Origin of the sequence: Pseudomonas sp. NGC7 (genome assembly GCF_047159675.1) — a bacterium.
GTDB classification, from domain to species: domain Bacteria; phylum Pseudomonadota; class Gammaproteobacteria; order Pseudomonadales; family Pseudomonadaceae; genus Aquipseudomonas; species Aquipseudomonas kermanshahensis.
On record NZ_BAAFZY010000001.1, the window covers coordinates 1,585,431 to 1,607,339 of the forward strand.

A 21,909-nucleotide genomic window follows, 5' to 3' on the forward strand; every position below is an offset into this window, starting at 1 on the left:
GCTTCCTCAGGCGTACATCTGGTCGATGAATCGCGCTTCGATCTCAGCCCTGCGTGGCCGCCCCGTGACGGTGTAGAACTGATCACGGAAGGAGGCGATGTCAGCGATGACACGAATCTGCCTGACCCTGGCAAAGTCGGCGAGCCGGTGCTCCAGGCGCGCCATTTCCTGGCGGACCGAGTCAGCGCAGGCGCTGCTCAAGACGATGGCGCAGGGCTCGTCCTTGCCTTCGCCCATGACGATCATGTCGTCTACCAGGGCGCTCTCTTTGTAGACGTTCTCGACCCATTCAGGCGAAATGTTGCGTGCGGTAGACAGGATGATCACGTGCTTCTTGCGGCCGGTGATGTACAGATAACCGTCGCGAAATTCGGCGATATCGCCGGTATGCAGATACCCGTCGGACAGGTCGCAGGCAGTATCGTCGGCGTTGTAGTAACCGGCGCAGAGGGTCGGCGTGCGGACCAGCAATTCACCGTCGACCAGCTTGGGTTCGATACCATCGAGCAGTGTGCCTGCCGAGCCGATACGCCGTTGCGCCGGTGAGTTGAGCGAAATGATCGAAGAGTTCTCGCTCAGGCCATAGGCTTCGAACACCTGCACGCCGTGCGCTTCCAAGGCTTCCAAAACCGTTACCGGAATCTTCGCGCCGCCGGTGATGATGTGCGGGCGTTGTGGCCCGAACAGTTCCTCGACCGAGCAGTGCTCGAGCAGCAGGTTGGCCTCTTCCAGCAGCTTGGGCGGCAGGTACAGGAAGTTCGGCTGGTTGGGTGCTATCAGCTGCAGGTACTGCCGTGCGTTGCCGCTGGCTGCGCCGTATTCGGTCATGCCTTCGGGCATGAGGGTCAAGGTGCCGCCGGACAGAATCGGGATGAATACCCCCAGCACCTGCTCGATCAGCAAACTCATGGGGACGATCGAGAAGTAGTGCAGCGGCTGTTGTGGCAGGCGCTTCATCACGTTATCGACCAGCAACCCGACGGCCTCGTCGCGGATCATCACCCCTTTGGGTTTGGAGGTGGTGCCGGACGTGTGGATGATCGAAACAATGCCGTCCGGGATGAGCTCGTCCTCCTGGCGCCATTCATCACCAATGGTCTCGTGCATGAGTTGCGCGGGGATGAAGCACGCCTTGTCCGGCAAAATAGCGTGCAGGCGGCCGGCGGTTTGCTCATCGCTGACGAACACTGCCGCTGCCTTGCCCAGCAGGCTGCCGATCTGGTCGTCGGAGAACTCGATGGGCACCGGTAGCAACACACCGCCCACTTTCTGGATCGCCAGCAAGGTGTACACCCACTCGTAGCAAGAGCGCATGGCGATGCCGAACACTTTGCGTTCGCAGCGGCCAACCCGCCCCTCGAGGGCACTGGCCAGTCGCATCACGTCACGGCGCAATTCGTGCAACGTGTAGGCGCGACCGTTCATTTCCTTGATCACTACGCGGTCGGGGGTGGCGGCCAGGTAGTTCTGCATTTTTTGGCTGATCATTGGCCGATACCTCCAAGGCGGTAGCTTTGCGCGCCGAATATGCGCCGTGAGGGGTCATCCAGGCGTCGGCGACCGTGCATCACCCGGGTGTTGTCGATTACCACCAGGTCGCCCTTCTGCCAGAAGTGGCTATAGGTATTGCGGGCGGTGACTTCTTTGATTTCGTCCCAGATATCCAGGGCGATATCTTCACCATCGGCCCACGTGATAAGCGGCGGTTCATAATTGACGCTGGGGCCGAGCATTGAATTGCAAAACGCTTTCTTGCCGCTGAAGCAACTGGTTTCAACCGCGGAAATAACCAGTTCGGACGCAATCAGGTTCTGATCGATGCGACGGTAAGTTTGGCCACTGACGAGTTGATTGACGTGGTGCAAATGCTCGTCGGTAATGTCATCGATGGGCAGTTGCAGTTCAATGCTCAGAAAACGTTTTACATTGTTCCAAGGGATGCGCCGGCTGTAACGAATCTCACGGTTCTCAAAACACTTTCGGGTTTTCGAAGACAAGTCGAACAGTACGCGTTGGCCGTCGCACAAGGTCGTCTCAGAGCCCACGGCTGCCGGCTCCAGGCAGTAGAACCACTGCAGGTCGGGGTTGAATGGCAAGTTACCGTTCTCACGGTGAAGCCCCATTTCATTCACCCCGGCCTCGATTTCTGCCGTGTTGGACGTGGCGGCTTTGCGGGCCGGGTCGAATGTCACGCGGGCGGAATGCGCACTGACGAAGTCGTTGAAGTCCGGCAGTGTATCGGCAAAGTCGCGGTAGATAATTGCGCCACTGTGGGCGAGGTCTTCATACAGTGTTGCACTGTTGATTGAATCGCCTACCCGCAGGTCGCGGTCGACGGCATAGATACATTCGAAACCGTAGCACGGTGTCGGTTGTCGATAGAACGGAAACACCGTGGGTTGTACGTGCGCCAGCATGACTTATTCCTCCGTGAACTGTGGGTCAGGTAGAACACCGCTACCCGATGACCTCACAGTAAGTGAAAAGAACAAGCTGCTGGTTTTAAGAAATTTAAACGCGATGGGAAAATTTAATAAAGCCGGGTCATCGTTCCGTCAACAGCGTTTGCGCCACCGCTTCGACCAGTGCGCGCAGGCTGGAAATATCCTTGCTGTCGCTGCGGTCGCGCGACCAGATCATGTCGAGGGTGAAACTGGGGAACCCCAGTGGCGGTTTGCACACCTTCAGCCCAGGCGCGATGCGCAGGTGCGGCAACAGGCGTGCGGGCAGTGCCACCGTGGCGGGCACGGCGGCCACGATATTCACGCAGGCCTGATAGCCGTTGGCGCGCACCAGCACGTTGCGTGATCGGCCAACCTTGTCCAGCCAGCTGTCGACCATGTTCTTTTCCGATATCCACGGTGTGGGGAACACATGGGGCGACGCACAGAACTCGTCCAGGCTCATGGCCTCTTCACTGGCGAGCATGCCTTGGCTGGTTACGCACACGAAATCATCGCTGAGCACGGGTTGCCACTGCAGTTCGGGGTGCATCTGGTGATAGCCGGGGCCAAAGCCGATGGCAATGTCGATGTCGCCTGAAATCAGCCGGTCCACCGGCAGGTCACGGCTCAGGCGTTCGAGGTGCAGCGAGGTATTGCCGTGGGTACGTGACAGTACCGCCAGCGCCTGCGGCAAGAAGGACAGTTCGAAATACTCGGGCGCGCAGATGCGCCAGATCTTGCGCTGTGCTTGTGGCGAGGCGCTGCTGTCGTCCTCGGCACAGCGGTTGACGGACTCGACCACCACGCGCAGGTACGGCGCAATCTTTTCCGCTTTGGTGGTGGGTTTCAGCACCCCTTGCGACGACGAGAACAAGGTGTCGTCGAAGCACCCGCGCATGCGCTTCAGGCAATAACTGACGGTGGGCTGGCTGACATTCATCAATTCGGCAGTCCGCTTGGCGCTGCGCAGTTCGAGCAGGTTGATGAACACCACGATGTCCTGCAGATCCAATTGCTTCAGGTAATTGCTGTGAAGCATGAAAATTCCTCCTGAATTTTCCAGTTCATTGCCTGGGCGCACCCTCACCTGGCAGATGAGCGAGCATTTGCTTCAACAGCTGAGCGAAGTGTGCTCGCTGCTCGGCGCTCAGGGGGGCCAGTACCAGCTCCTGGATCTCAGTATGGGTAAGGACGGCCTTATCAATCAATGCCTTGCCCTGTGCTGTGAGGGCCACTTGGGAGCTGCGCTTGTCTTGATTGTCGGCAATGCGCTCGACCATCCCGGCGCTTTCCAGTCTCGCCAAGCGGTTGGTCATCGCGCCGGACGTTATCAGCAACGAGCGATACAGCTCGGTGGGCGTCAGGCGGTAGGGCGCCCCCGCACGGCGCAAGGTTGCCAGGACGTCGAATTCGCCCTCCTTGAAACCATACTGCGCCAGGGCTTCTGCACGCATGCGCTCCAGGTGCTTGCTGATACGCGCCATTCGGCCAAAGATTTCCATGGAGGAAACATCCACGGAAGGCATCGCCTGCGCCCACTGCGCGACGACGAAATCGACATGATCGTTCATTGCTGCACTCATCGTTCAACCTGGAAATGTGTAACCAGTGCACCTTCTGAACCCCCGCACCTTTTAACAATCTTAACGTTAAGCTATCTTGGCGCGGTGAAGCTCAAGGATCAGGAGGCAGCATGGCTTTTTTCATACATGGACAGCATCGTCACTATTATCATGACACCGGCTCCGGTAGCCCTGTACTCCTGCTGCACGGGTTGGGCAACAGCGGCAGGGCGTGGATGCCGCAGCTCAGCGCGCTGCTTGGCCTCGGGCACCGTGTCATCGTACCCGACCTGCTAGGGCACGGTGCATCCAGTGATGCACCCGAAGGCATCACCGCGCACGCCCAAGCCTTGGAGATGCTGGCGCTGCTGGACCACCTTGGGCTCGACAGCATCCAGCTGATCGGCTTGTCCCTGGGGGGCATGGTGGCCCTTGAGATGGCCTGCCATGCACCTCACGCCGTAGAGAAACTGATCGTTGCCGGCACCTTCGCCAGCATGAGCACGGCGCATCGCCGAGGGCTGCTCAGCGAGTGGGCGGCCGCCTTGGACAAGCGGGATGGTTGCCTCAAGCGGTTCAAATCGAGCTGGCCTGCATTGGTGGGTGCGGACTTCGCCGCCTCGCCCGATGGTCAGCGGCTTTACCAGGCGTGGCACGCCCAGGCGGCGCAGTTACGGGCGCACAACCAGGTCCGCTGGTGCGAGGGCATGAAGCAGTACGACCTGACTGGCGATTTGCAACGCATTGAGGCTGCCACACTGGTGCTCGCCGCAGAGTTTGACCCGATCAGCCCCAGCGCCGAGGCCGAAACCATCTGCAGCAACATCGGTCACGCTCGCCTGGCCACCCTCGCTGGCGAGGGGCACGTATTCAACGTACCGCTGGCACAGGCATTCAACCAGGTAACCGGTGCGTTTCTGCAGGAGCCCCTCCATCATGTCTGATACCCCCAACAAAGCTTGTGTCGGGTTGCTGGCGATACTGATCGGCTTGAACCTGCGCCCGGTCATGGCTGCCATCGGCCCGTTGCTGCAATTGCTGCAGCACGACCTGGGGCTGAGCAATACCCAAGCCGGCCTGCTGACAACCTTGCCGGTGATGATGATGGGCGTGTTCGCGTTGTCCGGCCCCTGGCTGCTGCGTCTGGTCGGCGAGACCACGGGCGTGGCGACAGGCATCGTGCTGATTGCGCTGAGCTGCGCTGCACGCGCCTACGTCAGCACTGCCGAAGCGCTCATCGCCACGGCGGCACTGGGCGGTATCGGCATTGCGATCATTCAGGCGCTGATGCCAGCGTTCCTCAAAGGCAGCCATCCGCAAAGTGCCGGCATGCTGATGGGGTTGTTCACCACCGGCATCATGGCGGGCGCCGCGTTGGCCGCCGCCACGGCAGCACCCGGCGCGAGCCTGTTCGGCTGGCAACTGTCGTTGGGCTACGCTGCCGTCCCGGCATTGGTCGCCCTGATCGTCTGGCTGTTGCTAGCGCGTGGTACGCCTGGCGGACAGGTGGCGGCCACATTGCCCTACCGCAGCGCGCGGGCCTGGCTGCTGTTGCTGTTCTTCGGCATTGGCACTGGTGCCTACACCTTGGTGCTGGCCTGGTTGCCGCCGTTCTACATCGAGTTGGGGTGGACAGCGGCCCAGGCGGGTTACCTGCTGGGGGCACTGACCGTCACCGAAGTGGTTGCCGGGTTGCTCGTGTCATCCTTGATCCAGCGCTTTCCTGACCGCAGGCACCCCTTGGTGTTGGTCATTTTGTTGTTGATAGCAGGGTTGGCGTGCCTGATGGTCGCGCCGGTAGCGTTGGCGGCCGTGGCGACGGTATGCCTGGGCCTGGGCATTGGGGCGCTTTTCCCTCTCTCGTTGATCGTTGCCATGGACCACGCGGATTCACCGTCCAAGGCCGGCGCGCTGTTGGCGTTCGTGCAAGGTGGTGGGTACCTGATTGCCGCCAGCATGCCACTGCTCGCCGGTATCGTGCGTGACCAGCTCAGCTCATTGCACTGGGCTTGGGCGGTGATGATGATTGGTGCCTTCGTGCTGTTGGGGTTGAGCACCCTGTTGCGTCCAGTCAATAACCTTCGGGCTGTTCAACAGGCCTCATGACTTTCCGGGTATACCGTACTTGCGCAGCCGCTGCGCAATGGCGGTATGCGAGGTCTGCAGCCTGCCGGCCAATTGCCGTGTTGAGGGGTAACTTGCATATAAGCGCTGCAAAAGTTCCCGCTCGAAGTCGCCCACAGCCTGCTCCAGGCTCGCCACTACGCCGTCCTGGCCGCGGGCCACCGAAGTGCCGGCGATGTCCAGGTCGCCAATGTCCACCAGGTTGCCTTCGCAGATGGCCGCAGCGCGGAAAATCACGTTCTGCAACTGCCGCACGTTGCCTGGCCATGGGTTGGCAAGCAGCGCCGAGTGGGTAGCTGGCGTAAGCCGGCAGGGTGGGCGCTGGATCTGCGTGCAGGCCTGCTGCATGAAGAAGTGCGCCAGCATCAGGATGTCCTGGCCACGGTCGCGCAGCGGTGGCACCTGCAGGTTGAGCACGTTGAGGCGGTAGAACAGGTCTTCACGGAAGGTGCCTTCGGCCACCATGCGCTCCAGGTCGCGGTGGGTGGCGCTGATGATGCGTACATCCACCTTCACCTCACGGTCGCCACCCACGCGACGGAAGCTGCCGTCGCTGAGAAAACGCAGCAGCTTGGCCTGCAGGTAGGGCGACATTTCGCCGATCTCGTCGAGAAACACCGTGCCTTGGTTGGCCAGTTCCATCAGCCCCGGTTTGCCACCGCGTTGCGCACCGGTAAAGGCGCCTGGGGCATAGCCGAACAGCTCGCTCTCGGCCAGGCTCTCGGGCAGCGCGGCGCAGTTCAGGGCAAGAAACGGCGCGGCATGGCGGCTGCTGATGGCATGGCAGGCGCGGGCCACGAGCTCTTTGCCAGTGCCGGTCTCGCCATGTACCAGCAAGGGTGCGTCGAGGGCCGCCACGCGCAGGGCACGGGCTTTGAGGGTACGGATGGCCGGTGACTCACCGAGCAAGGCATCGAAGCCTTCGGCGTGGTCGTGGTGCAAGGCTGACAGGCGCTCGCCCATGCGCGTCGGCGGGTACAGGGTTAGCAGGCCGCCGGCGTTGGTGATGGGGGTGGCGTCGAGCAGCAGGCTCTGGCCATTGAGCTGCATCTCGCGCATTGGCAGGTGGAAGTTGTTGTCTTGCAGGGCCTGAAGCAGGCCGTTGTCGCCGAACAGTTCACCCACCGAGCGCCCGGCCGACTCGCGCCCGCACAGGGCAATCAACGCCGGGTTGGCCAGCAGCACCAGGCCTGCGCTGTCCACCGCCAGCACCGGGTCGCTCATGGCCGCGAGCAGGGCGTCGAGCTGCAGGTGGCGGCGTTGGCCCGGGAGGATGTCGACCACATCCACCGACTGCACGCCCTGCACTTCGAACAAGGCGTCGTGCAACTCTTCGAGCACGGCGGGGCTGAGGGTCGGGGCGTCGATGTAGACGTTCGGCGGGACCATCTCCACGGCGTCCAGGTTGAGGTTGCGGGCACCGAGCAGGGCGAGGACTTCCTGGGTGATGCCGACGCGGTCGATGAAGCTGACGTGGATGCGCATGGGGAGGGTTGCGGTGATGGCCGGGGAGGGCGCTAGTATGCCTTAACATTGCCGGGGCCGCTTTGCGGCCCATTCGCGACGCAAGGCCGCTCCTACAAAGGTAGAGCGTCTTCTGTAGGAGCGGCCTTGCGTCGCGAAAGGGTCGCAAAGCGGCCCCAATTGCATTGTCACTCCAGATGTTCAGGCTTGATCGCGTCGCCCGATTTCACGTCCAGCTTTTCGCGAATGTCCGCGAACATGTAGTCGTAGAGTTTGTGCGGTGAACTCAGGTTCTCGAACTTCTTCGGCGGGGCCAGGTAAGACTGAGCCTTGCGGGTCAACAGCATGAGGAAGCTGGGCAACACTTGGTCCTTGGCGAGGAAGAACTTTTCTTCCACCGGCTTGCCTTCGATGCTGCCATGCATGTGAAACTGAATGCCTCTGCCTTCCTTGGGGTCCGTCGCGGCCTCGTATTCGATGTTCAGGTCATAGCTGTGGTCATTGGTGTTCAGCGCGCTGCGCTCGATGTGTACATGACCAGGGTGGTACTGGGCCATGGCAAGCTCCTTTGGAAGGTCGAAAATGGCGGGCGCTAGGCGCCCACCCACTGCATTCAACGGTAGCTGATCCCAGGCTTGGCGGTGGAAACCCGGGTGCCGGCGGTGCCTTTGACGATGTCTTCGATGTTCTCCAGCGAGCTGATCACCGCCACTTTGCCGGTGTTGCGGGCAAAGTCACTGGCCGCCTGCACCTTCGGCCCCATGGAGCCAGCGGCGAAGCCCAGGCGTTCGAGTTCGTCGGGGTGGGCCTGGGCAATGGCTTTTTGCGTAGGCTTGCCCCAGTCAATGTAGGCCGCATCGACGTCGGTGGCGATTATCAGAAGGTCGGCTTCCAATTGCTCGGCCAGCAGTGCCGAGCACAGGTCCTTGTCGATGACCGCTTCGATACCTTTGAGCTTGCGGTTTTCGTCGTACATGGTGGGGATGCCACCGCCACCGGCGCAGATCACGATGCTGCTTTTTTCCAGCAGCCACTTGATCGGGCGGATCTCGAAGATGCGCTTGGGTTTGGGGCTGGCCACCACACGGCGGTACTTGTCGCCGTCGGCCTTGACCACCCAGCCTTTTTCCTTGGCCAGGCGCTCGGCTTCTTCCTTGCTGTAGACCGGGCCGATGAATTTGGTCGGGTCTTTGAAGGCCGGGTCGTTGGCGTCCACTTCGACCTGGGTGAGCAGGGTGGCGAACGGCACTTCGAACGCCAGCAGGTTGCCCAGCTCTTGTTCGATCATGTAGCCGATCATGCCTTCGGTTTCGGCACCGAGCACGTCCAGCGGATAGGCTTCGTCCGGCTTGTAGGACAGCGCCTGCAGCGACAGCAAGCCCACCTGTGGGCCGTTGCCGTGGGCGATGACCAGTTCGTTGCCGGGGTGAATCTTGGCGATCTGCTCGGTGGCGGTGCGGATATTGGCGCGCTGGTTGTCAGCGGTCATGGGCTCGCCGCGACGCAGCAGGGCGTTGCCGCCCAATGCAACAACGATACGCATGGGGAATGTCCTTTATCGGAAATGTTGACGGTCGACGCCGATCCTGTGGGAGCGGGCTTGCCCGCGAAGGCGTCAGCTCAGGCAACGCGTTGTTGCGGCTGGCCTATTCGCGGGCAAGCCCGCTCCCACAGAGATCAGGTGTGGCTTTTAAAGGTCAGCCAGGGTCGACACCAGGATCGCCTTGATGGTGTGCATGCGGTTTTCCGCCTGCTCGAAGGCGATGCAGGCCGGCGACTCGAACACGTCATCGGTCACTTCGATACCGTTGGCCAGGTCTGGGTACTGTTCGGCGATCTGCTTGCCCACCTTGGTGTCCGAGTTGTGGAAGGCCGGCAGGCAGTGCATGAACTTGGTCCGTGGGTTGCCGGTGGCCTTCATCAGCTCGGCATTCACCTGGTAAGGCTTGAGCTGCTTGATGCGCTCGCCCCAGGCTTCGATCGGCTCGCCCATCGATACCCAGACGTCGGTGTGCACGAAGTCCACGCCCTTGACCGCCGCTTTCGGGTCTTCGGTGAGGGTGATGCGTGCGCCGCTTTCTTCCGCGTATTTCTTGCAGCGTTCGACCAGGTCGTCGTGTGGCCACAGCGCCTTGGGCGCGGCGATGCGTACGTCCATGCCGAGCTTGGCGCCGATCAGCAGCAGCGAGTTGCCCATGTTGTTGCGGGCATCGCCCAGGTAGGCGTAGCTGATGTCGTGCAGCGGCTTGTCGCTGTGCTCACGCATGGTCAGCACGTCGGCGATCATTTGGGTGGGGTGGTATTCATCGGTGAGGCCGTTGAACACGGGCACGCCAGCGAACTTGGCCAGCTCCTCGACGATCTCTTGCTTGAAGCCGCGGTACTCGATGGCATCGTACATGCGCCCGAGCACGCGGGCGGTGTCCTTCATGCTTTCTTTGTGGCCGATTTGCGAGGAGTTGGGGTCGATGTAGGTGACGTTGGCGCCCTGGTCATAGGCGGCGACTTCGAAGGCGCAGCGGGTGCGGGTCGAGGTCTTCTCGAAGATCAGGGCGATGTTGTTGCCCTTCAGGTGCTGCTGCTCGGTACCGGTGTATTTGGCGCGCTTGAGGTCGCGGGACAGGTCCAGCAGGTAGCGCAGCTCGCGCGTGGTGTGATGTTCGAGGCTGAGCAGGTTGCGGTTGTGAATATTGAACGCCATGACAGTTTCTCCTTGAGTTTGGCAAACATCCCGGCCGCCGCTTTGTGGGCGCGGCCGGGCGTATGGTCGTTAGTAGTCGATTGGGTCGCGCACGATTGGGCAGGTCATGCAGTGGCCGCCGCCACGGCCCCGGCCCAGTTCGCCGGCGCTGATGGTGATGACCTCGATACCGGCCTTGCGCAGCAGGGTGTTGGTGTAGGTGTTGCGGTCGTAGCCGATGACCACGCCCGGCTCAATGGCCACCACGTTGTTGCCGTCATCCCACTGTTCGCGCTCGGCGGCAAAGCTGTTGCCGCCGGTTTCGACCACGCGCAGCTTGTCTTTCTTACCCAGCAATTGCTCGGATACCACTTCGAGGAAGGAGGCATCCTGCGGCGCGATGTTCATGCCATAGGGCTTGCTGGAGTCTGGGGTGATGATGAAGGGTTTGATCTCCTTCACCACCTCGGGGAATACCGTTACCAGGTCGCGGTCGCAGAAGCTGAACACGGTGTCCAGGTGCATCGCTGCGCGGGACTTCGGCAGGCCAGCGACGATGACTTTTTCGGCAGCGCCTTTCTCGAACAGATTCTGAGCCAGTTGGCCGATGGCATGGCGCGAGGTGCGCTCACCCATGCCGATCAGCACGATACCCTTGCCGACTGGCATCACGTCGCCGCCCTCGAGGGTGGCATTGCCGTGATCCTTGTCCGGGTCGCCATACCAGACCTGGAAGTCGGCACCGGTGAACTCCTTGTGGAACTTGTAAATGGCGGTGGTCAGCAGCGTTTCCTGGCGCCGCGCAGGCCAGTACATCGGGTTGAGCGTTACACCACCGTAGATCCAGCAGGTGGTGTCACGGGTGAATTGGGTGTTGGGCAGCGGCGGCAGGATGAAGCTGGAGTGACCCAGGTACTTGTTGTACATCTTGATCACTTCGGCGCCTTCGCTTACTGGAAGGTCCTGGCCGGCCACGCCGCCAATCAGGAACTCCGCCAGGTGGCGTGGTTCCAGCCCTTCGAGCCAGCTACGCACCTCGTTGGTCAGGCCGACACCCACGGTGTCAGAGGTAATCTTGCGGTCCAGGATCCACTTGAGGGCTTCCGGTTGCTGCACGATGTCGGTCAGCAGGTTGTGCATTTCCAGCACATCGACGCCGCGCTCGCGCATCTTGGTGACGAAGTCGAAATGGTCGCGCTTGGCCTGGTCGACCCAGATCACATCGTCGAACAGCAGTTCATCGCAGTTGCTCGGGGTCAGGCGCTTGTGGGCCAGCCCAGGGGAGCAGACCATCACTTTGCGCAGTTTGCCGGCTTCGGAGTGGACACCGTACTTCTGTTTTTCAGCGGACATTGTTCATTCCTCCATGTGTGCGAAGACGTGGGTCAAAGGGTCAGGAAGCCGTCGTACAGGCCATAGGCAGCCACCAGGGCGCCGACGACCACGGCCGCGAAGATCAGTTTTTCCACGTTGGTAAAGATGGGTTGGCCAACCTCGCGCTTGGCCTTGGCGAACAGGATGGCCCCAGGGGCGTACAGCAGGGCCGAGAGCAGCAGGTACTTCACGCCGCCGGCGTACAGCAGCCAGATGGCGTACAGCAAGGCGACGGCGCCGATGAACAGGTCCTTCTTGCGTTCGGCCAGGGCTTGCTCGTAGGTTTCGCTGCGCAGTGCCAGCAGGAAGGCATACGCCGCCGACCACAGGTAAGGCACCAGGATCATCGAGGTGGCGAGGTAGATCAGCGACAGGTAGGTACTGCTGGAGAACAGCGTGATGACCAGGAAGATCTGCACCATGGCGTTGGTCAGCCACAGGGCGTTGGCCGGCACCTGGTTGGCGTTTTCGCGGCGCAGGAACTCCGGCATGGTGTGGTCTTTGGCGGCCGCGAACATGATCTCGGCGCACAGCAGCACCCACGACAGCAGTGCCCCCAGCAGCGAGATGATCAGGCCGACGCTGATCAGCACCGCCCCCCAATGGCCGACCACATGTTCAAGCACGGCGGCCATCGATGGGTTCTGCAGCTTGGCCAGTTCCGGTTGAGTCATGATGCCCAGCGAAAGTACGTTGACCAGCACCAAGAACAACAGCACGGTGACAAAGCCGATGACGGTGGCCTTGCCCACGTCACTGCGTTTTTCCGCCCGTGACGAGAAGATGCTCGCGCCCTCGATGCCGATGAACACCCAGACGGTGACCAGCATCATGTTGCGCACCTGGTTCATCACGCTGCCCAGCTCTGGTGTGCCCAGGCCCCAGATATCGGCGGTGAACACATCCAGTTTGAAGGCGAACAGGCAGATGAGGGCGAACAGCACCAGCGGCACGATCTTGGCGACCGTGGTGACCAGGTTGATGAACGCCGCTTCCTTGATCCCGCGCAGCACCAGGAAGTGCACGGCCCACAGCAGGATCGAGGCGCCAATGATCGCGGCGGGGGTATTGCCCTCACCGAAGATCGGGAAGAAGTAACCGAGGGTGCTGAACAGCAGCACGAAGTAACCGACGTTGCCGAGCCAGGCGCTTATCCAGTAACCCCAGGCCGACGAGAAGCCCATGTAGTCACCGAAACCGGCTTTGGCGTAGGCGTACACACCGCCGTCCAGGTCAGGTTTGCGGTTGGCCAGGGTCTGGAACACGAACGCCAGGGTCAGCATGCCGACCGCGGTGATGGCCCAGCCGATCAGCACTGCACCAACCCCCGCGCTGGCCGCCATGTTTTGCGGCAATGAGAAGATCCCGCCGCCAATCATTGAGCCCACTACCAGTGCAACTAACGCACCGAGTTTTAGTTTTCCGGATGAATCAGACATTTAACAACTCCTGCCAGGAGAAAGTTGACGACAGAGTAAATCCGACGCCTGCACCATGGGCTGACTTGGGTCAGTTCACGGGCACGTAAAGTAGGAAAAATCCTTCACGTGGCTCCTGGAGAGTGCCGACAGCTTTGCTGCAGGCCTTGCACGCTGGCACCTCCATGTCCTTCTAGAGCAAACGCTCTGTTCGGCCTGCGATGCTTGAAGCTAGCTGTTTTTGAGGCTTTCGCAAATTTTTCACAAGAATTTCGAGTTTTAACAGTTTCTTCCCTAGTTGCTGGGCAGCTGCTAGTTTTTACTGAGGCATCGCATAGACAAAGCAGTTATGACTGCTATAGCTTTTATGGCCTTATTCAATATAAATCATGCCTTTTATATGGCCGCCACGGCTGTTTCAAACGCATGACAGCGGGTGAAAAAAGGGAGGCACATGAGCGAACCGGGACAGAAGCTGCGCTTGGGCGCGTTGATCGCACTGGTGGTTGGCTCGATGATCGGCGGCGGGATCTTCTCGCTGCCACAGAACATGGCGGCGCGTGCCGATGTGGGGGCGGTGCTGATCGGTTGGGCCATCACCGCGGTTGGCATGCTGGCCCTGGCGTTCGTGTTCCAGACGCTGGCCAACCGCAAGCCCGAACTGGACTCGGGTGTGTATGCGTACGCCAAGGCCGGCTTTGGCGACTACATGGGCTTTTCGTCGGCCTGGGGTTACTGGATCAGTGCTTGGCTCGGCAACGTCGGCTATTTCGTGCTGCTGTTCAGTACGCTGGGGTTTTATTTTCCGGTGTTTGGCGAGGGCAACACGCCCATCGCCATCGGCTGCGCTTCGCTGCTGCTGTGGGCGGTGCACTTTCTGGTGTTGCGCGGGATCAAGGAGGCGGCGTTCATCAACCAGGTGACCACCGTGGCCAAGGTGGTGCCGTTGCTGATCTTCATCGTCATCGCGGCCTTCGCATTCCGGGCCGATATCTTTACCCGTGATATCTGGGGCTTGAGCAACCCGCAGTTCGGCAATGTGCTGGACCAGGTGCGCAACATGATGCTGGTGACCGTGTTCGTGTTCATCGGTATCGAAGGCGCCAGCGTGTATTCCGGGCGTGCGCAGCGCCGCTCGGATGTGGGCAAGGCCACGGTGATCGGTTTTCTGGGGGTGCTAGCGCTGTTGGTGCTGGTCAACGTGCTGTCCCTGGGGGTGATGACCCAACCCGAGCTGGCCGGGTTGCAGAACCCGTCGTTGGCCTCGGTGCTGGAGCACATCGTCGGCCCGTGGGGTGCGTTGCTGATCAGTATTGGCTTGGCCATTTCGCTGCTCGGCGCACTGCTTTCCTGGGCGTTGCTGTGTGCGGAGATCCTGTTTGCCACCGCGCGTGACAAGACCATGCCGCGCTTTCTGGCCAAGGAAAACGCCAACCATGTACCGGCCAACGCCCTGTGGCTGACCAACTGCATGATCCAGGGGTTTCTACTGATTACGCTGTTTTCGGCCGGGACCTACACCAGCCTGATCTACCTGGCGTCGTCGATGATTCTGGTGCCTTACCTGTGGTCAGCGGCGTATGCGGTGTTGTTGGCGGTACGTGCAGACACCTACGCCGGGCAAGCGGCGTTGCGGCGCAAAGACCTGCTGGTGGCGTTGGTTGCTCTGCTGTATGCGGTGTGGCTGCTGTATGCCGGTGGGCTCAAGTACCTGCTGCTGTCGGCACTGTTGTATGCCCCTGGGGTGATTCTGTTCGCCAGGGCCAAGCACGAGCAGGGGCAGACCCTGTTCACGACGTGGGAGAAGCTCATTTTTGCCGCGGTGCTGGCGGGCGCTGCGCTGGCGGCGTATGCCCTGTATTCAGGGTTGCTGAGCTTGTGAGCCGGCTGGGCAGGCCTGTTCTGGGCGTGACCAGATCCACAGGTTGCCCAGGGTCATGCCGCCAATCGCCAGAAACACGGGCCAGTGATGGTCGAGGAAGGTCAGCATCAGCCCCGCGCACAGCAGCATGCTGAGGGTTGCACTGACCTTGGCCCGACGCTGAATCACCTTGCCATTGCGCCAGTTGAACAGAATCGGCCCGAACAACCGGTGGTTCTCCAGCCAGGCAGAAAGGCGCGGTGAACTGCGGGTGGCGGCCCAGGCGGCCAGCAAGATGAACTCTGTGGTCGGCAGGCCAGGAATGACGATCGCGACCAGGCCTATCCCCAAGCTGACGTAAGCCAGGATTCCATACAGCAGGCGGGCGATTTTCGAGCGGGCAGGTTGGGTCATGGTCTCACTGCAAAAAACGGTTCGGCCACCGGTGGGGTGGCCGGGCATAGCGTGTCAGACCAACGCGGCATCCGCGGCATAGGCGTGTTTGAGCAGCTCGGTGAAGCGCTCGAAGGCTGCGACTGCGCCGCGTTCGGCGGCGGCCTCTTCGTCGGCCGACAGCGCCAGGCCATCGAGGATACGGGTGAACTGTTTCCAGCCTTCGGCACGGCCGCCGGCCGGTTCGCCCAGGTGGCGAGCGCCAAAGCTGTCGGACAGCTCCAGGGCCACGGCCCGCTTGATCAGAAACGCAGCGCCCAGTTTGGAGCCTTCGGAGACGAAGATCCAGCCCATGGCTTCGCCCAGGCTCGGATTTTGTACCGCGCCGGGCACTGGGCCAGGCACTTCGGTGTCGAGGTCGGCGAGGTCCAGGCGGGCCTGCTCGGCGCGGCAGCGCTCGGCCAGATCGGGGACGATGGCGATCAGTTGCGGGTCGGTGTACAAGGCCTTGAGTTCGGACTGGAACAGGTACTGGGCGACCACGAAGCGGGCGAAGCTTTCACGGCTGTCGAAGGGCGCGTGGGACTTGACCAGGGCATCCAGCTCGGCGTGCGGGGCGTGGGTGATCTGGTTGAGGCGCTGGGAGCGCAGGGCTGGGCGTTCGGTCATGGGGGCAGTCCTTGGAAAAAGGGGGCGTCTAGAGACAAGACGAAATAGCGGGGGCGGGACAGTAAAAAAACTGGGGTTTTCTGCTGTGGGCATTGAGTGGTGTAGCGCCTGGGAAATCGAGCGCCGCGCGGGCGGCGCTCGGTCTCATACGCGCTATAGCACCCAAGGCCTACCTCAGATATCCCACACCACATTGATTCCAAAGTTACGCCCCGGCATGGTCAGGCGGTCCATGTTGGCCGGTTGGGTCACAGCCGCTTCACCCTGGCCGTCGTAGCTGCGCACCGAATCCCACTGCCAGTACTTCTTGTCGGCAAGGTTGTACAGGCCGGCGTTGATGGTGACGTCGTCGGTCACCTTGTAGAAGCCGGTCAGGTCCAGCACACCATAGCCGGGGGTGCGGAACTTGCTGCTCGAACCGTCGGGCGCGTAGAAGTGGGTGTCGTCCACGCGGGTCTTGCGCTTGACCAGCGTCCAGCTCAACAGGCCGCCGTAGTTCTGCTGTTCGTAACCCAGGCCGAACACGCCCTTGAGCGGGTTGACGGTGTTCAATGGCTGGCCGGTGTCATCGTTGCGGCCGTAGGTGTAGGCAATCGAGCCCTGGGTGTACAGGCCTTGCGGCGCACCGAAGTGATCCAGGTTCAGGCGGCCCTTGACCTCGGCGCCCTTGATGGTGGCGTGCTTGATGTTGTTGGCCTGGAAGGTTTGCTCCAGGTTGGCGCTTTGCACGGCGTCTTCGTCGATGAAGTCGCGGTACTTGTTGTAGTACACCGCCACATCGAAGTTACCGGCATCGAAGTTGCCGCGCAGGCCGGTTTCGTAGCTTTTGCTCTTCTCAGGCTCAAGCCCCGGGTTGCCCTCTACGCGGTAGCCTTGTTCTAGGTTCTGGAAGCGGCCGTACATGGACTTGGCGGTCGGGGTGCGGAAGCCTTCGGCGTACTGGCCGTACCAGGTGTAGTTGTCGTTGAAGGCGTAGGTCAGGCCGAATTTGGGCGAGACGCGGTGCCACTTCTTGTCCGAGTTGTCCTGGGAGGTAGGCGCCGTGCCGGTAGACTCCAGGCCACGCAGGAAGGCGTCGGTGAACGTGGGCTCCATGTGCGTGTAGTCGTAGCGGGCGCCGGGCAGGAAGGTCCAGTTGTTCCAGCGGATTTCGTCCTGGACGAACAGGCTGTAGGTGTTCACGGTCGGGTCCGGGAAGTCGCTGACCAGGGCCTGGCCGTCTGCCGGGCGGTCTGCACCGGCGGCGCTGCAACCTGAGCCAACCGCCAGGCAGGTGCCCGTGCCACTGCGCGATCCGGTGACCTTCTCGTGCTTGAGGGTGGTGCCATAGGTCAGCAAATGGTCGGTAGCACCGATGCTGAAGGCCTTGTCCAGCTGGGCATCGAACACCCACTGGCGGTCTTTGTAGGTGGTGTCCCGGGTTCGCAGAACCTGACGGCCAGGTGGTGCGTAGACTTCCTCGGTGTGCTGGTCGGTCTTGGCGATCTGGTAGTTCAGGCTCCACTTCATGTGGTCGGCTACCAGCGAGTCCAGGCCAAATTCATGATTGATGCCGAAGCGCTCGCGAGTGATGGTGTCGTTACCACTGCGTGCCTTGTAGTAACCCATGCCGCCGAAACCTGGAATGAACGGCCCACCCACCGCACTGAGAATATTCTGGTCGCGGTCATCCTTGTAACGCTCGTAGGTGAACCCCAGACGTGCGTCGTCGGCGTAGTTCCAGCCCAGTTTGGCCAGCACGTTGGTGGTGCGCGCGTCCTGCGGGTTGGCTTCGGTGCGGGCCAGGCCGTCACCGCTGTGGCCACCGTACGATTCGGTCTCGTGGCCGTTGCGCTGGCTCAGGTGCAGCAAGCCATCGACGTCGCCCTGGCGGCCGGCAACGGTGGCGGAGGTCAGCCAGCTTTCGTCGGCCGAGCTGTAACCGGTCTTCAAGCGGGCGCCGACGTCCTTGCCGGGTTTGATGATGTCGTCTGGGTCGAGGGTGAAATAGCTCACCGCACCGCCGATGGCGTTGCTGCCGTACAGCACCGACGCCGGGCCGCGCAGGATCTCCACGCGCTTGACGATTTCGGGGTCGACATAGTTGCGCTGGGTCTGGGCGTAAGGGCCGTAGAAGAAGCTGTCGGGGATCGACACGCCGTCGACCTGGGTGAGGATCCGCTCACCGTCGATGCCGCGGATGTTGTAACCGTTCAGGCCGCTGCGTTGGCCGGTACCCGCCACCGAAACCCCCGGCTCGTAACGCACCAGGTCCTGAATGTTGTTGACGTTTTGCCGGTCCATTTGCTCGCGGGTCTGCACGCTGACGGTGCTCGGCACCTGGCTGACGTCCTGGGCGCTGCGCGTGGCGCTGACAGTCACCTGCTGCATGGCGATGACATTGCCCGTGGTCTGGCGTTCGAGCACCACATTGCCGTTACTGATCTTGCGATAGCCTAGGCCCGTGCCCTTGAGCAGGCGCTTGAGCGCAGCTTCTGGTGGCAGCGCGCCTTGCACCCCTGGCGAGGCCACGTTATCGGCCAACTCGGCACTGAAACCGACTTGCCAGCCGGTCACCTGGCTGAAGGCATTGATGGCCGAGACCAGCGGCTGCTGGCCGATGCTGAAGCGATAGTCGCCCATGCGCGGGCTGCTGGCCTGGGCAGGTTCGGCGGCCAGGGCCGGCAGGCTGCAGGCGCCGCAGGCGAGCAGGGCCAGGCTCAGCAGGGACAATTGCCCTGTACGGCGGGAAAGTGTGGACGGGCGAGTTGGACCTGTGGACATCGAAAGCGCTCCCAGACGCGCGAACTGTTATAGGTGATGACCGTTCTTGTTTTCAAACAAGAATCAGTTGCATTGGCTATAACGAGACGGGCGGGGCAGCGCGATCGCGTAAAAATAATTTATCGCGCAGGCAAGGGATGCAGCGGTCACTCAGTTGAGGATGACCACCGCGGGGTATTCATGCAGCCGGGCAGAGGTGATGTGGGCTAAGGCACGCAGGGTTTCCAACGGTTGGTCGAGGCGATAGTTGCCGGTCACCGCGACGTCTTCGAGGCCGGCGTTACGGTTGATGATCCAGCCGGGGTAGTAGCGCCTGACCTCGGCCAGCACCTGGCTCAACGGGCAGTTCTCGAACACCAGGCGGCCATCGACCCAGGCCAGGTCCTTTTGCATGTCTGCGCGCTGTCGCTGGCCAAAGCCCTGAGGGCCGACGCTGATGCTGTCGCCGGCACTGAGGCGGATGCGCTGGTCACTTGAGGCCTGCAGGTCAACGTCACCGCGCTGTACCCGCACCTGGGCTTCGCCGTCCAGGTAACGCACGGCAAAGTCGGTATCACGCACCTGGGCGCGCAAAGGGCCGGCCTGGACTTCGAGCGGCACTTGCCCGCCCTCAGGGACCTGGAAGTAGGCCTCGCCCTGGAGCAGACGGGCCACCTGACGCCCTTCGCGCAGGTCGCTGGCAAACGCCGAATTGGTGTTGAGCAGCACTTTTGCGCCGTCGTCCAGCTGCAGGCGCTGGCGCTCACCGACCACGGTCAGGTGGTCGGCCTGCAGGCGCATGGGCAGGTTGCCGAGGGTGAACAGGCCGACCAGCAGCACTGCAGCGGTGGCCAAGGGCTTCCAGTGGCTGCGCAGGCGCCCGCGCAACGACCGACGCTGGCCCTGATGCAGTTGCACGGCAGCCTGGTGCAGCGGCATGCCATTCCACAGTGCTTCTGCTTCAACGTAGGCTTCGGCGTTTTCCGGTGCGGCGCTGAGCCAGGCTTCGAAGGCCTGGGTGTCCTGTGCATCGGCGCATTGCAGGCGTACCAGCCAGTCCAGCGCCTCGTCCCTGGCACGGGCACGGGCATTGAGCCCGGCGGGTGTCGGGCGAGGGGCGGGGTGGTCGGTCACGGTGAATCCTTGAAAGGGTTATTCACGAATGATCAAGGCTAAGGCGGGGTGTGGCAAGCGCTTTGCGTTGCCTGGCGGGCCGGTGGTCGTTTCACTTGAGGCGGTCGGCGACGCCCATGCAGATCGCCATGATCAGTTTCAGTTCCTTCTGAACCGTGCTGGCCGAGACGTTCAATTGCTCGGCGATTTCCAGGTAGGTGGCGCCATGCAGGCGGCTGAGGATAAAGATGCGCTGCTGGCGCTCGCTGAGTTGGTTGAGGCTGACGCTGAGGTGCTCGAGCAACTGCTCGGCGTGGGCGGCGTCTTCGCTGCTGCTGGCAGGGGCGGCAATGCTGTGCAGCACCTCGTCGGGCACGTCGTCGACCAGCATGCGCGCCTGCACCCGGCGTGCGCGCAGGTGGTCGAGGGCCAGGTTGCGCGCAGTCTGGAACACGAAGGGTTCGATATGCTCGATGGGCCGCTCACTCAAGGCACGGGACACCCGCAGGTAGGTTTCCTGCAGCAGGTCCTCGGCCGTGCTGGGGTTGCCCACCATGCGTTGCAGGGTGCGCAGCAGGGTCAGGCGTTGGACGAGGAAGACGGAGTTGAACCGGGACTGACTCACGGGGGGACCTGGCCGACGAAAGGTTAATGATAATGCTTATCATCTGTACCAAAGGTCAAGTCTGGAAGTGTTTAGAAATGGTAAAGATTGTGATTAATCCAACCTAGCGCATCCCCCTGTAGGAGCAGCCTTGTGCTCCGAAGAGCCCGGTAGACGCCCCGAAAATGCTGGGCTGTACCGGCCTCTTCGCAGCACAAGGCTGCTCCTACAGGGAAACGTATGCCGCTGGGTTACTGGGCGCTGCACAACGCCAGGCAGTTATCCAGCATCCGGTTGGAGAAGCCCCATTCATTGTCATACCAGGCCAGCACCTTGAGCATCCGCCCATTGGCCCGGGTATGGTTGGCATCGAAGATCGACGATAACGGGTTGTGGTTGAAATCGCAGGAAACCAAAGGCAACGCGTTGTAGCCCAATACTCTGGAATGCCGGCTGGCCTCCAGGAACAGTTGGTTGACTTCGTCGGCGCTGGCTTCGCGCTTGAGGTTGACGGTGAGGTCCACCAGCGACACGTTGATCACCGGTACTCGTACCGCCATGCCGGTCAGCTTGCCGGCCAGCTCCGGCAGCACCAGGCCTACGGCTTCGGCGGCGCCGGTCTTGCTGGGGATCATCGACTGGGTGGCCGAGCGCGCCCGGTAGGGGTCGCTGTGGTAGACGTCGGTCAGTACCTGGTCGTTGGTGTAGGCATGGATGGTGGTCATCAGGCCCTGCTCGATGCCGAACTCGCGGTGCAGCACCTGGGCGATGGGCGCCAGGCAGTTGGTGGTGCAGGAGGCATTGGAAATGATCTGGTGCGAAGCGCGCAGCACGTCGTGGTTGACCCCGTACACCACGGTGGCATCGGCACCTTTGGCTGGCGCCGAGACGATCACTTTGCCAGCCCCGGCGGCGAGGTGCGCGGCGGCCTTGGCGCGTTCGGTAAACAGCCCGGTGCATTCGAACACCACGTCGATCGCTTCGGCCTTCCAGGGCAGTTCGGCCGGGTTGCGGATGGCACTGACTGCGATGCGGTCACCATTGACCGTCAGGCTTTCATGATCGGCTTCGACGCTGGCGTCGAAGGTGCCGTGCACGCTGTCGTACTTGAGCAGATGGGCGTTCATGGCGCTGTCGCCCAGGTCGTTGATGGCGACGACCTGCAGGTCCTGGCGGTAGCCTTGGGTATACAGTGCGCGGAGGACATTACGCCCAATGCGGCCGAATCCATTGATGGCGATGCGAAGGGTCATGGCATTACCTCTGGCGGTTCGAGTGAGGCCTGTGGCACAAAGGGGCTTCACTGAAACGGTTTTGTTGTTGGAATTACAAGATTATTCACTATCAGATAGAAAACAAGCCTTTTTAGTGGCAGTATTTTGTTTAAACATACAACGAGTGGTCGGGCAGGCCACCCCAGCGAGACCTCCAGGCCCTTTCCTAGAGCCTAGGTCGCAATCG

Annotated in this window: 19 protein-coding genes; 3 read left to right on the top strand and 16 right to left on the bottom strand. The window is 61.7% G+C overall.

Going from position 1 to position 21,909, the window contains the following annotated elements:
- Positions 1–6: 6 nt before the first annotated feature.
- The 4 genes from ACMCNM_RS07285 to ACMCNM_RS07300 all read right to left on the bottom strand — a co-directional run bounded on the left by ACMCNM_RS07285 (position 7) and on the right by ACMCNM_RS07300 (position 4,015).
- A complete protein-coding gene (locus tag ACMCNM_RS07285; RefSeq protein ID WP_412764144.1) occupies positions 7–1,488 on the bottom strand; it encodes an AMP-binding protein in 1,482 nt (493 codons plus the stop codon).
- A complete protein-coding gene (locus ACMCNM_RS07290) occupies positions 1,485–2,417 on the bottom strand; it encodes a TauD/TfdA family dioxygenase (protein ID WP_186675675.1) in 933 nt (310 codons plus the stop codon). Before ACMCNM_RS07290 ends, ACMCNM_RS07285 begins: the two co-directional genes overlap by 4 nt.
- A 127-nt stretch (positions 2,418–2,544) precedes the next feature.
- Positions 2,545–3,483 (bottom strand): LysR family transcriptional regulator, encoded by a 939-nt coding sequence (locus tag ACMCNM_RS07295; RefSeq protein WP_412764145.1) that lies wholly within the window; start codon positions 3,481–3,483, stop codon positions 2,545–2,547.
- 25 nt (positions 3,484–3,508) lie between these two features.
- The gene (locus ACMCNM_RS07300) at positions 3,509–4,015 is read right to left on the bottom strand and encodes a MarR family winged helix-turn-helix transcriptional regulator (protein ID WP_252826805.1); all 507 of its coding nucleotides are present in this window, start codon (positions 4,013–4,015) and stop codon (positions 3,509–3,511) included.
- Between the two features lie 122 nt (positions 4,016–4,137).
- On the opposite strand from ACMCNM_RS07300, the gene ACMCNM_RS07305 reads away from it, so the two are divergent.
- Positions 4,138–4,950 carry an alpha/beta fold hydrolase gene (locus tag ACMCNM_RS07305; RefSeq protein ID WP_412764146.1) on the top strand — a complete coding sequence of 271 codons (813 nt, stop codon included), beginning with the start codon at positions 4,138–4,140 and terminating at the stop codon, positions 4,948–4,950.
- Positions 4,943–6,112, top strand: coding sequence for an MFS transporter (locus tag ACMCNM_RS07310; protein ID WP_412764147.1), 1,170 nt, complete (start codon positions 4,943–4,945; stop codon positions 6,110–6,112). The genes ACMCNM_RS07305 and ACMCNM_RS07310 overlap by 8 nt, the downstream gene beginning before the upstream one ends.
- On the opposite strand, the gene ACMCNM_RS07315 is transcribed toward ACMCNM_RS07310, so the two are convergent.
- The 6 genes from ACMCNM_RS07315 to arcD (ACMCNM_RS07340) all read right to left on the bottom strand — a co-directional run bounded on the left by ACMCNM_RS07315 (position 6,107) and on the right by arcD (ACMCNM_RS07340) (position 13,087).
- A complete protein-coding gene (locus ACMCNM_RS07315; RefSeq protein ID WP_412764148.1) occupies positions 6,107–7,615 on the bottom strand; it encodes a sigma-54-dependent transcriptional regulator in 1,509 nt (502 codons plus the stop codon). The two genes, ACMCNM_RS07310 and ACMCNM_RS07315, sit on opposite strands and share 6 nt — an antisense overlap.
- Positions 7,616–7,782: 167 nt before the next feature.
- Complete coding sequence (locus tag ACMCNM_RS07320; RefSeq protein ID WP_186675687.1) at positions 7,783–8,151, bottom strand: DUF5064 family protein; 369 nt, start codon at positions 8,149–8,151, stop codon at positions 7,783–7,785.
- A 56-nt stretch (positions 8,152–8,207) separates the two neighbouring features.
- Positions 8,208–9,137: a carbamate kinase gene (arcC, locus tag ACMCNM_RS07325; protein ID WP_085272675.1), complete on the bottom strand. Its 930-nt coding sequence runs from the start codon at positions 9,135–9,137 to the stop codon at positions 8,208–8,210.
- Between the two features lie 147 nt (positions 9,138–9,284).
- On the bottom strand, positions 9,285–10,295 hold the full coding sequence (locus ACMCNM_RS07330; RefSeq protein ID WP_099453034.1) for an ornithine carbamoyltransferase: 1,011 nt from the start codon (positions 10,293–10,295) through the stop codon (positions 9,285–9,287).
- Positions 10,296–10,364: 69 nt separating this feature from the next.
- On the bottom strand, positions 10,365–11,627 hold the full coding sequence (arcA, locus tag ACMCNM_RS07335) for an arginine deiminase (protein ID WP_019471749.1): 1,263 nt from the start codon (positions 11,625–11,627) through the stop codon (positions 10,365–10,367).
- Positions 11,628–11,659: 32 nt separating this feature from the next.
- Positions 11,660–13,087 carry an arginine-ornithine antiporter gene (arcD, locus tag ACMCNM_RS07340; protein ID WP_186675694.1) on the bottom strand — a complete coding sequence of 476 codons (1,428 nt, stop codon included), beginning with the start codon at positions 13,085–13,087 and terminating at the stop codon, positions 11,660–11,662.
- A 433-nt stretch (positions 13,088–13,520) separates the two neighbouring features.
- Here arcD (ACMCNM_RS07340) and arcD (ACMCNM_RS07345) point away from each other — a divergent pair, with 433 nt between their 5' ends.
- Complete coding sequence (gene arcD / locus ACMCNM_RS07345; RefSeq protein ID WP_186675695.1) at positions 13,521–14,948, top strand: arginine-ornithine antiporter; 1,428 nt, start codon at positions 13,521–13,523, stop codon at positions 14,946–14,948.
- Here the strand turns inward: arcD (ACMCNM_RS07345) and ACMCNM_RS07350 are convergent.
- The 6 genes from ACMCNM_RS07350 to gap all read right to left on the bottom strand — a co-directional run bounded on the left by ACMCNM_RS07350 (position 14,928) and on the right by gap (position 21,701).
- The gene (locus tag ACMCNM_RS07350) at positions 14,928–15,341 is read right to left on the bottom strand and encodes a YbaN family protein (RefSeq protein ID WP_186703521.1); all 414 of its coding nucleotides are present in this window, start codon (positions 15,339–15,341) and stop codon (positions 14,928–14,930) included. The two genes, arcD (ACMCNM_RS07345) and ACMCNM_RS07350, sit on opposite strands and share 21 nt — an antisense overlap.
- Positions 15,342–15,395: 54 nt before the next feature.
- Positions 15,396–15,989, bottom strand: coding sequence for a biliverdin-producing heme oxygenase (locus ACMCNM_RS07355; protein ID WP_027595655.1), 594 nt, complete (start codon positions 15,987–15,989; stop codon positions 15,396–15,398).
- Between the two features lie 174 nt (positions 15,990–16,163).
- Complete coding sequence (locus tag ACMCNM_RS07360; RefSeq protein WP_412764149.1) at positions 16,164–18,752, bottom strand: TonB-dependent receptor; 2,589 nt, start codon at positions 18,750–18,752, stop codon at positions 16,164–16,166.
- A 150-nt stretch (positions 18,753–18,902) separates the two neighbouring features.
- Complete coding sequence (locus ACMCNM_RS07365; RefSeq protein ID WP_186675698.1) at positions 18,903–19,865, bottom strand: FecR domain-containing protein; 963 nt, start codon at positions 19,863–19,865, stop codon at positions 18,903–18,905.
- Positions 19,866–19,956: 91 nt separating this feature from the next.
- Complete coding sequence (locus tag ACMCNM_RS07370) at positions 19,957–20,469, bottom strand: RNA polymerase sigma factor (RefSeq protein ID WP_027595658.1); 513 nt, start codon at positions 20,467–20,469, stop codon at positions 19,957–19,959.
- Between the two features lie 230 nt (positions 20,470–20,699).
- On the bottom strand, positions 20,700–21,701 hold the full coding sequence (gap, locus tag ACMCNM_RS07375; protein WP_027595659.1) for a type I glyceraldehyde-3-phosphate dehydrogenase: 1,002 nt from the start codon (positions 21,699–21,701) through the stop codon (positions 20,700–20,702).
- Positions 21,702–21,909: the final 208 nt, after the last annotated feature.

Coding starts and splice junctions, on each gene's coding strand:
- gap (WP_027595659.1), bottom strand. CDS start 21,701: ATGACCCTTCGCATCGCCATCAATGGATTCGGCCGCATTGGGCGTAAT.
- ACMCNM_RS07315 (WP_412764148.1), bottom strand. CDS start 7,615: ATGCGCATCCACGTCAGCTTCATCGACCGCGTCGGCATCACCCAGGAA.
- ACMCNM_RS07295 (WP_412764145.1), bottom strand. CDS start 3,483: ATGCTTCACAGCAATTACCTGAAGCAATTGGATCTGCAGGACATCGTG.
- ACMCNM_RS07300 (WP_252826805.1), bottom strand. CDS start 4,015: ATGAACGATCATGTCGATTTCGTCGTCGCGCAGTGGGCGCAGGCGATG.
- ACMCNM_RS07350 (WP_186703521.1), bottom strand. CDS start 15,341: ATGACCCAACCTGCCCGCTCGAAAATCGCCCGCCTGCTGTATGGAATC.
- ACMCNM_RS07310 (WP_412764147.1), top strand. CDS start 4,943: ATGTCTGATACCCCCAACAAAGCTTGTGTCGGGTTGCTGGCGATACTG.
- ACMCNM_RS07330 (WP_099453034.1), bottom strand. CDS start 10,295: ATGGCGTTCAATATTCACAACCGCAACCTGCTCAGCCTCGAACATCAC.
- ACMCNM_RS07285 (WP_412764144.1), bottom strand. CDS start 1,488: ATGATCAGCCAAAAAATGCAGAACTACCTGGCCGCCACCCCCGACCGC.
- arcC (WP_085272675.1), bottom strand. CDS start 9,137: ATGCGTATCGTTGTTGCATTGGGCGGCAACGCCCTGCTGCGTCGCGGC.
- arcD (WP_186675695.1), top strand. CDS start 13,521: ATGAGCGAACCGGGACAGAAGCTGCGCTTGGGCGCGTTGATCGCACTG.
- ACMCNM_RS07355 (WP_027595655.1), bottom strand. CDS start 15,989: ATGACCGAACGCCCAGCCCTGCGCTCCCAGCGCCTCAACCAGATCACC.
- ACMCNM_RS07290 (WP_186675675.1), bottom strand. CDS start 2,417: ATGCTGGCGCACGTACAACCCACGGTGTTTCCGTTCTATCGACAACCG.
- ACMCNM_RS07305 (WP_412764146.1), top strand. CDS start 4,138: ATGGCTTTTTTCATACATGGACAGCATCGTCACTATTATCATGACACC.
- arcD (WP_186675694.1), bottom strand. CDS start 13,087: ATGTCTGATTCATCCGGAAAACTAAAACTCGGTGCGTTAGTTGCACTG.
- ACMCNM_RS07360 (WP_412764149.1), bottom strand. CDS start 18,752: ATGTCCACAGGTCCAACTCGCCCGTCCACACTTTCCCGCCGTACAGGG.
- arcA (WP_019471749.1), bottom strand. CDS start 11,627: ATGTCCGCTGAAAAACAGAAGTACGGTGTCCACTCCGAAGCCGGCAAA.
- ACMCNM_RS07320 (WP_186675687.1), bottom strand. CDS start 8,151: ATGGCCCAGTACCACCCTGGTCATGTACACATCGAGCGCAGCGCGCTG.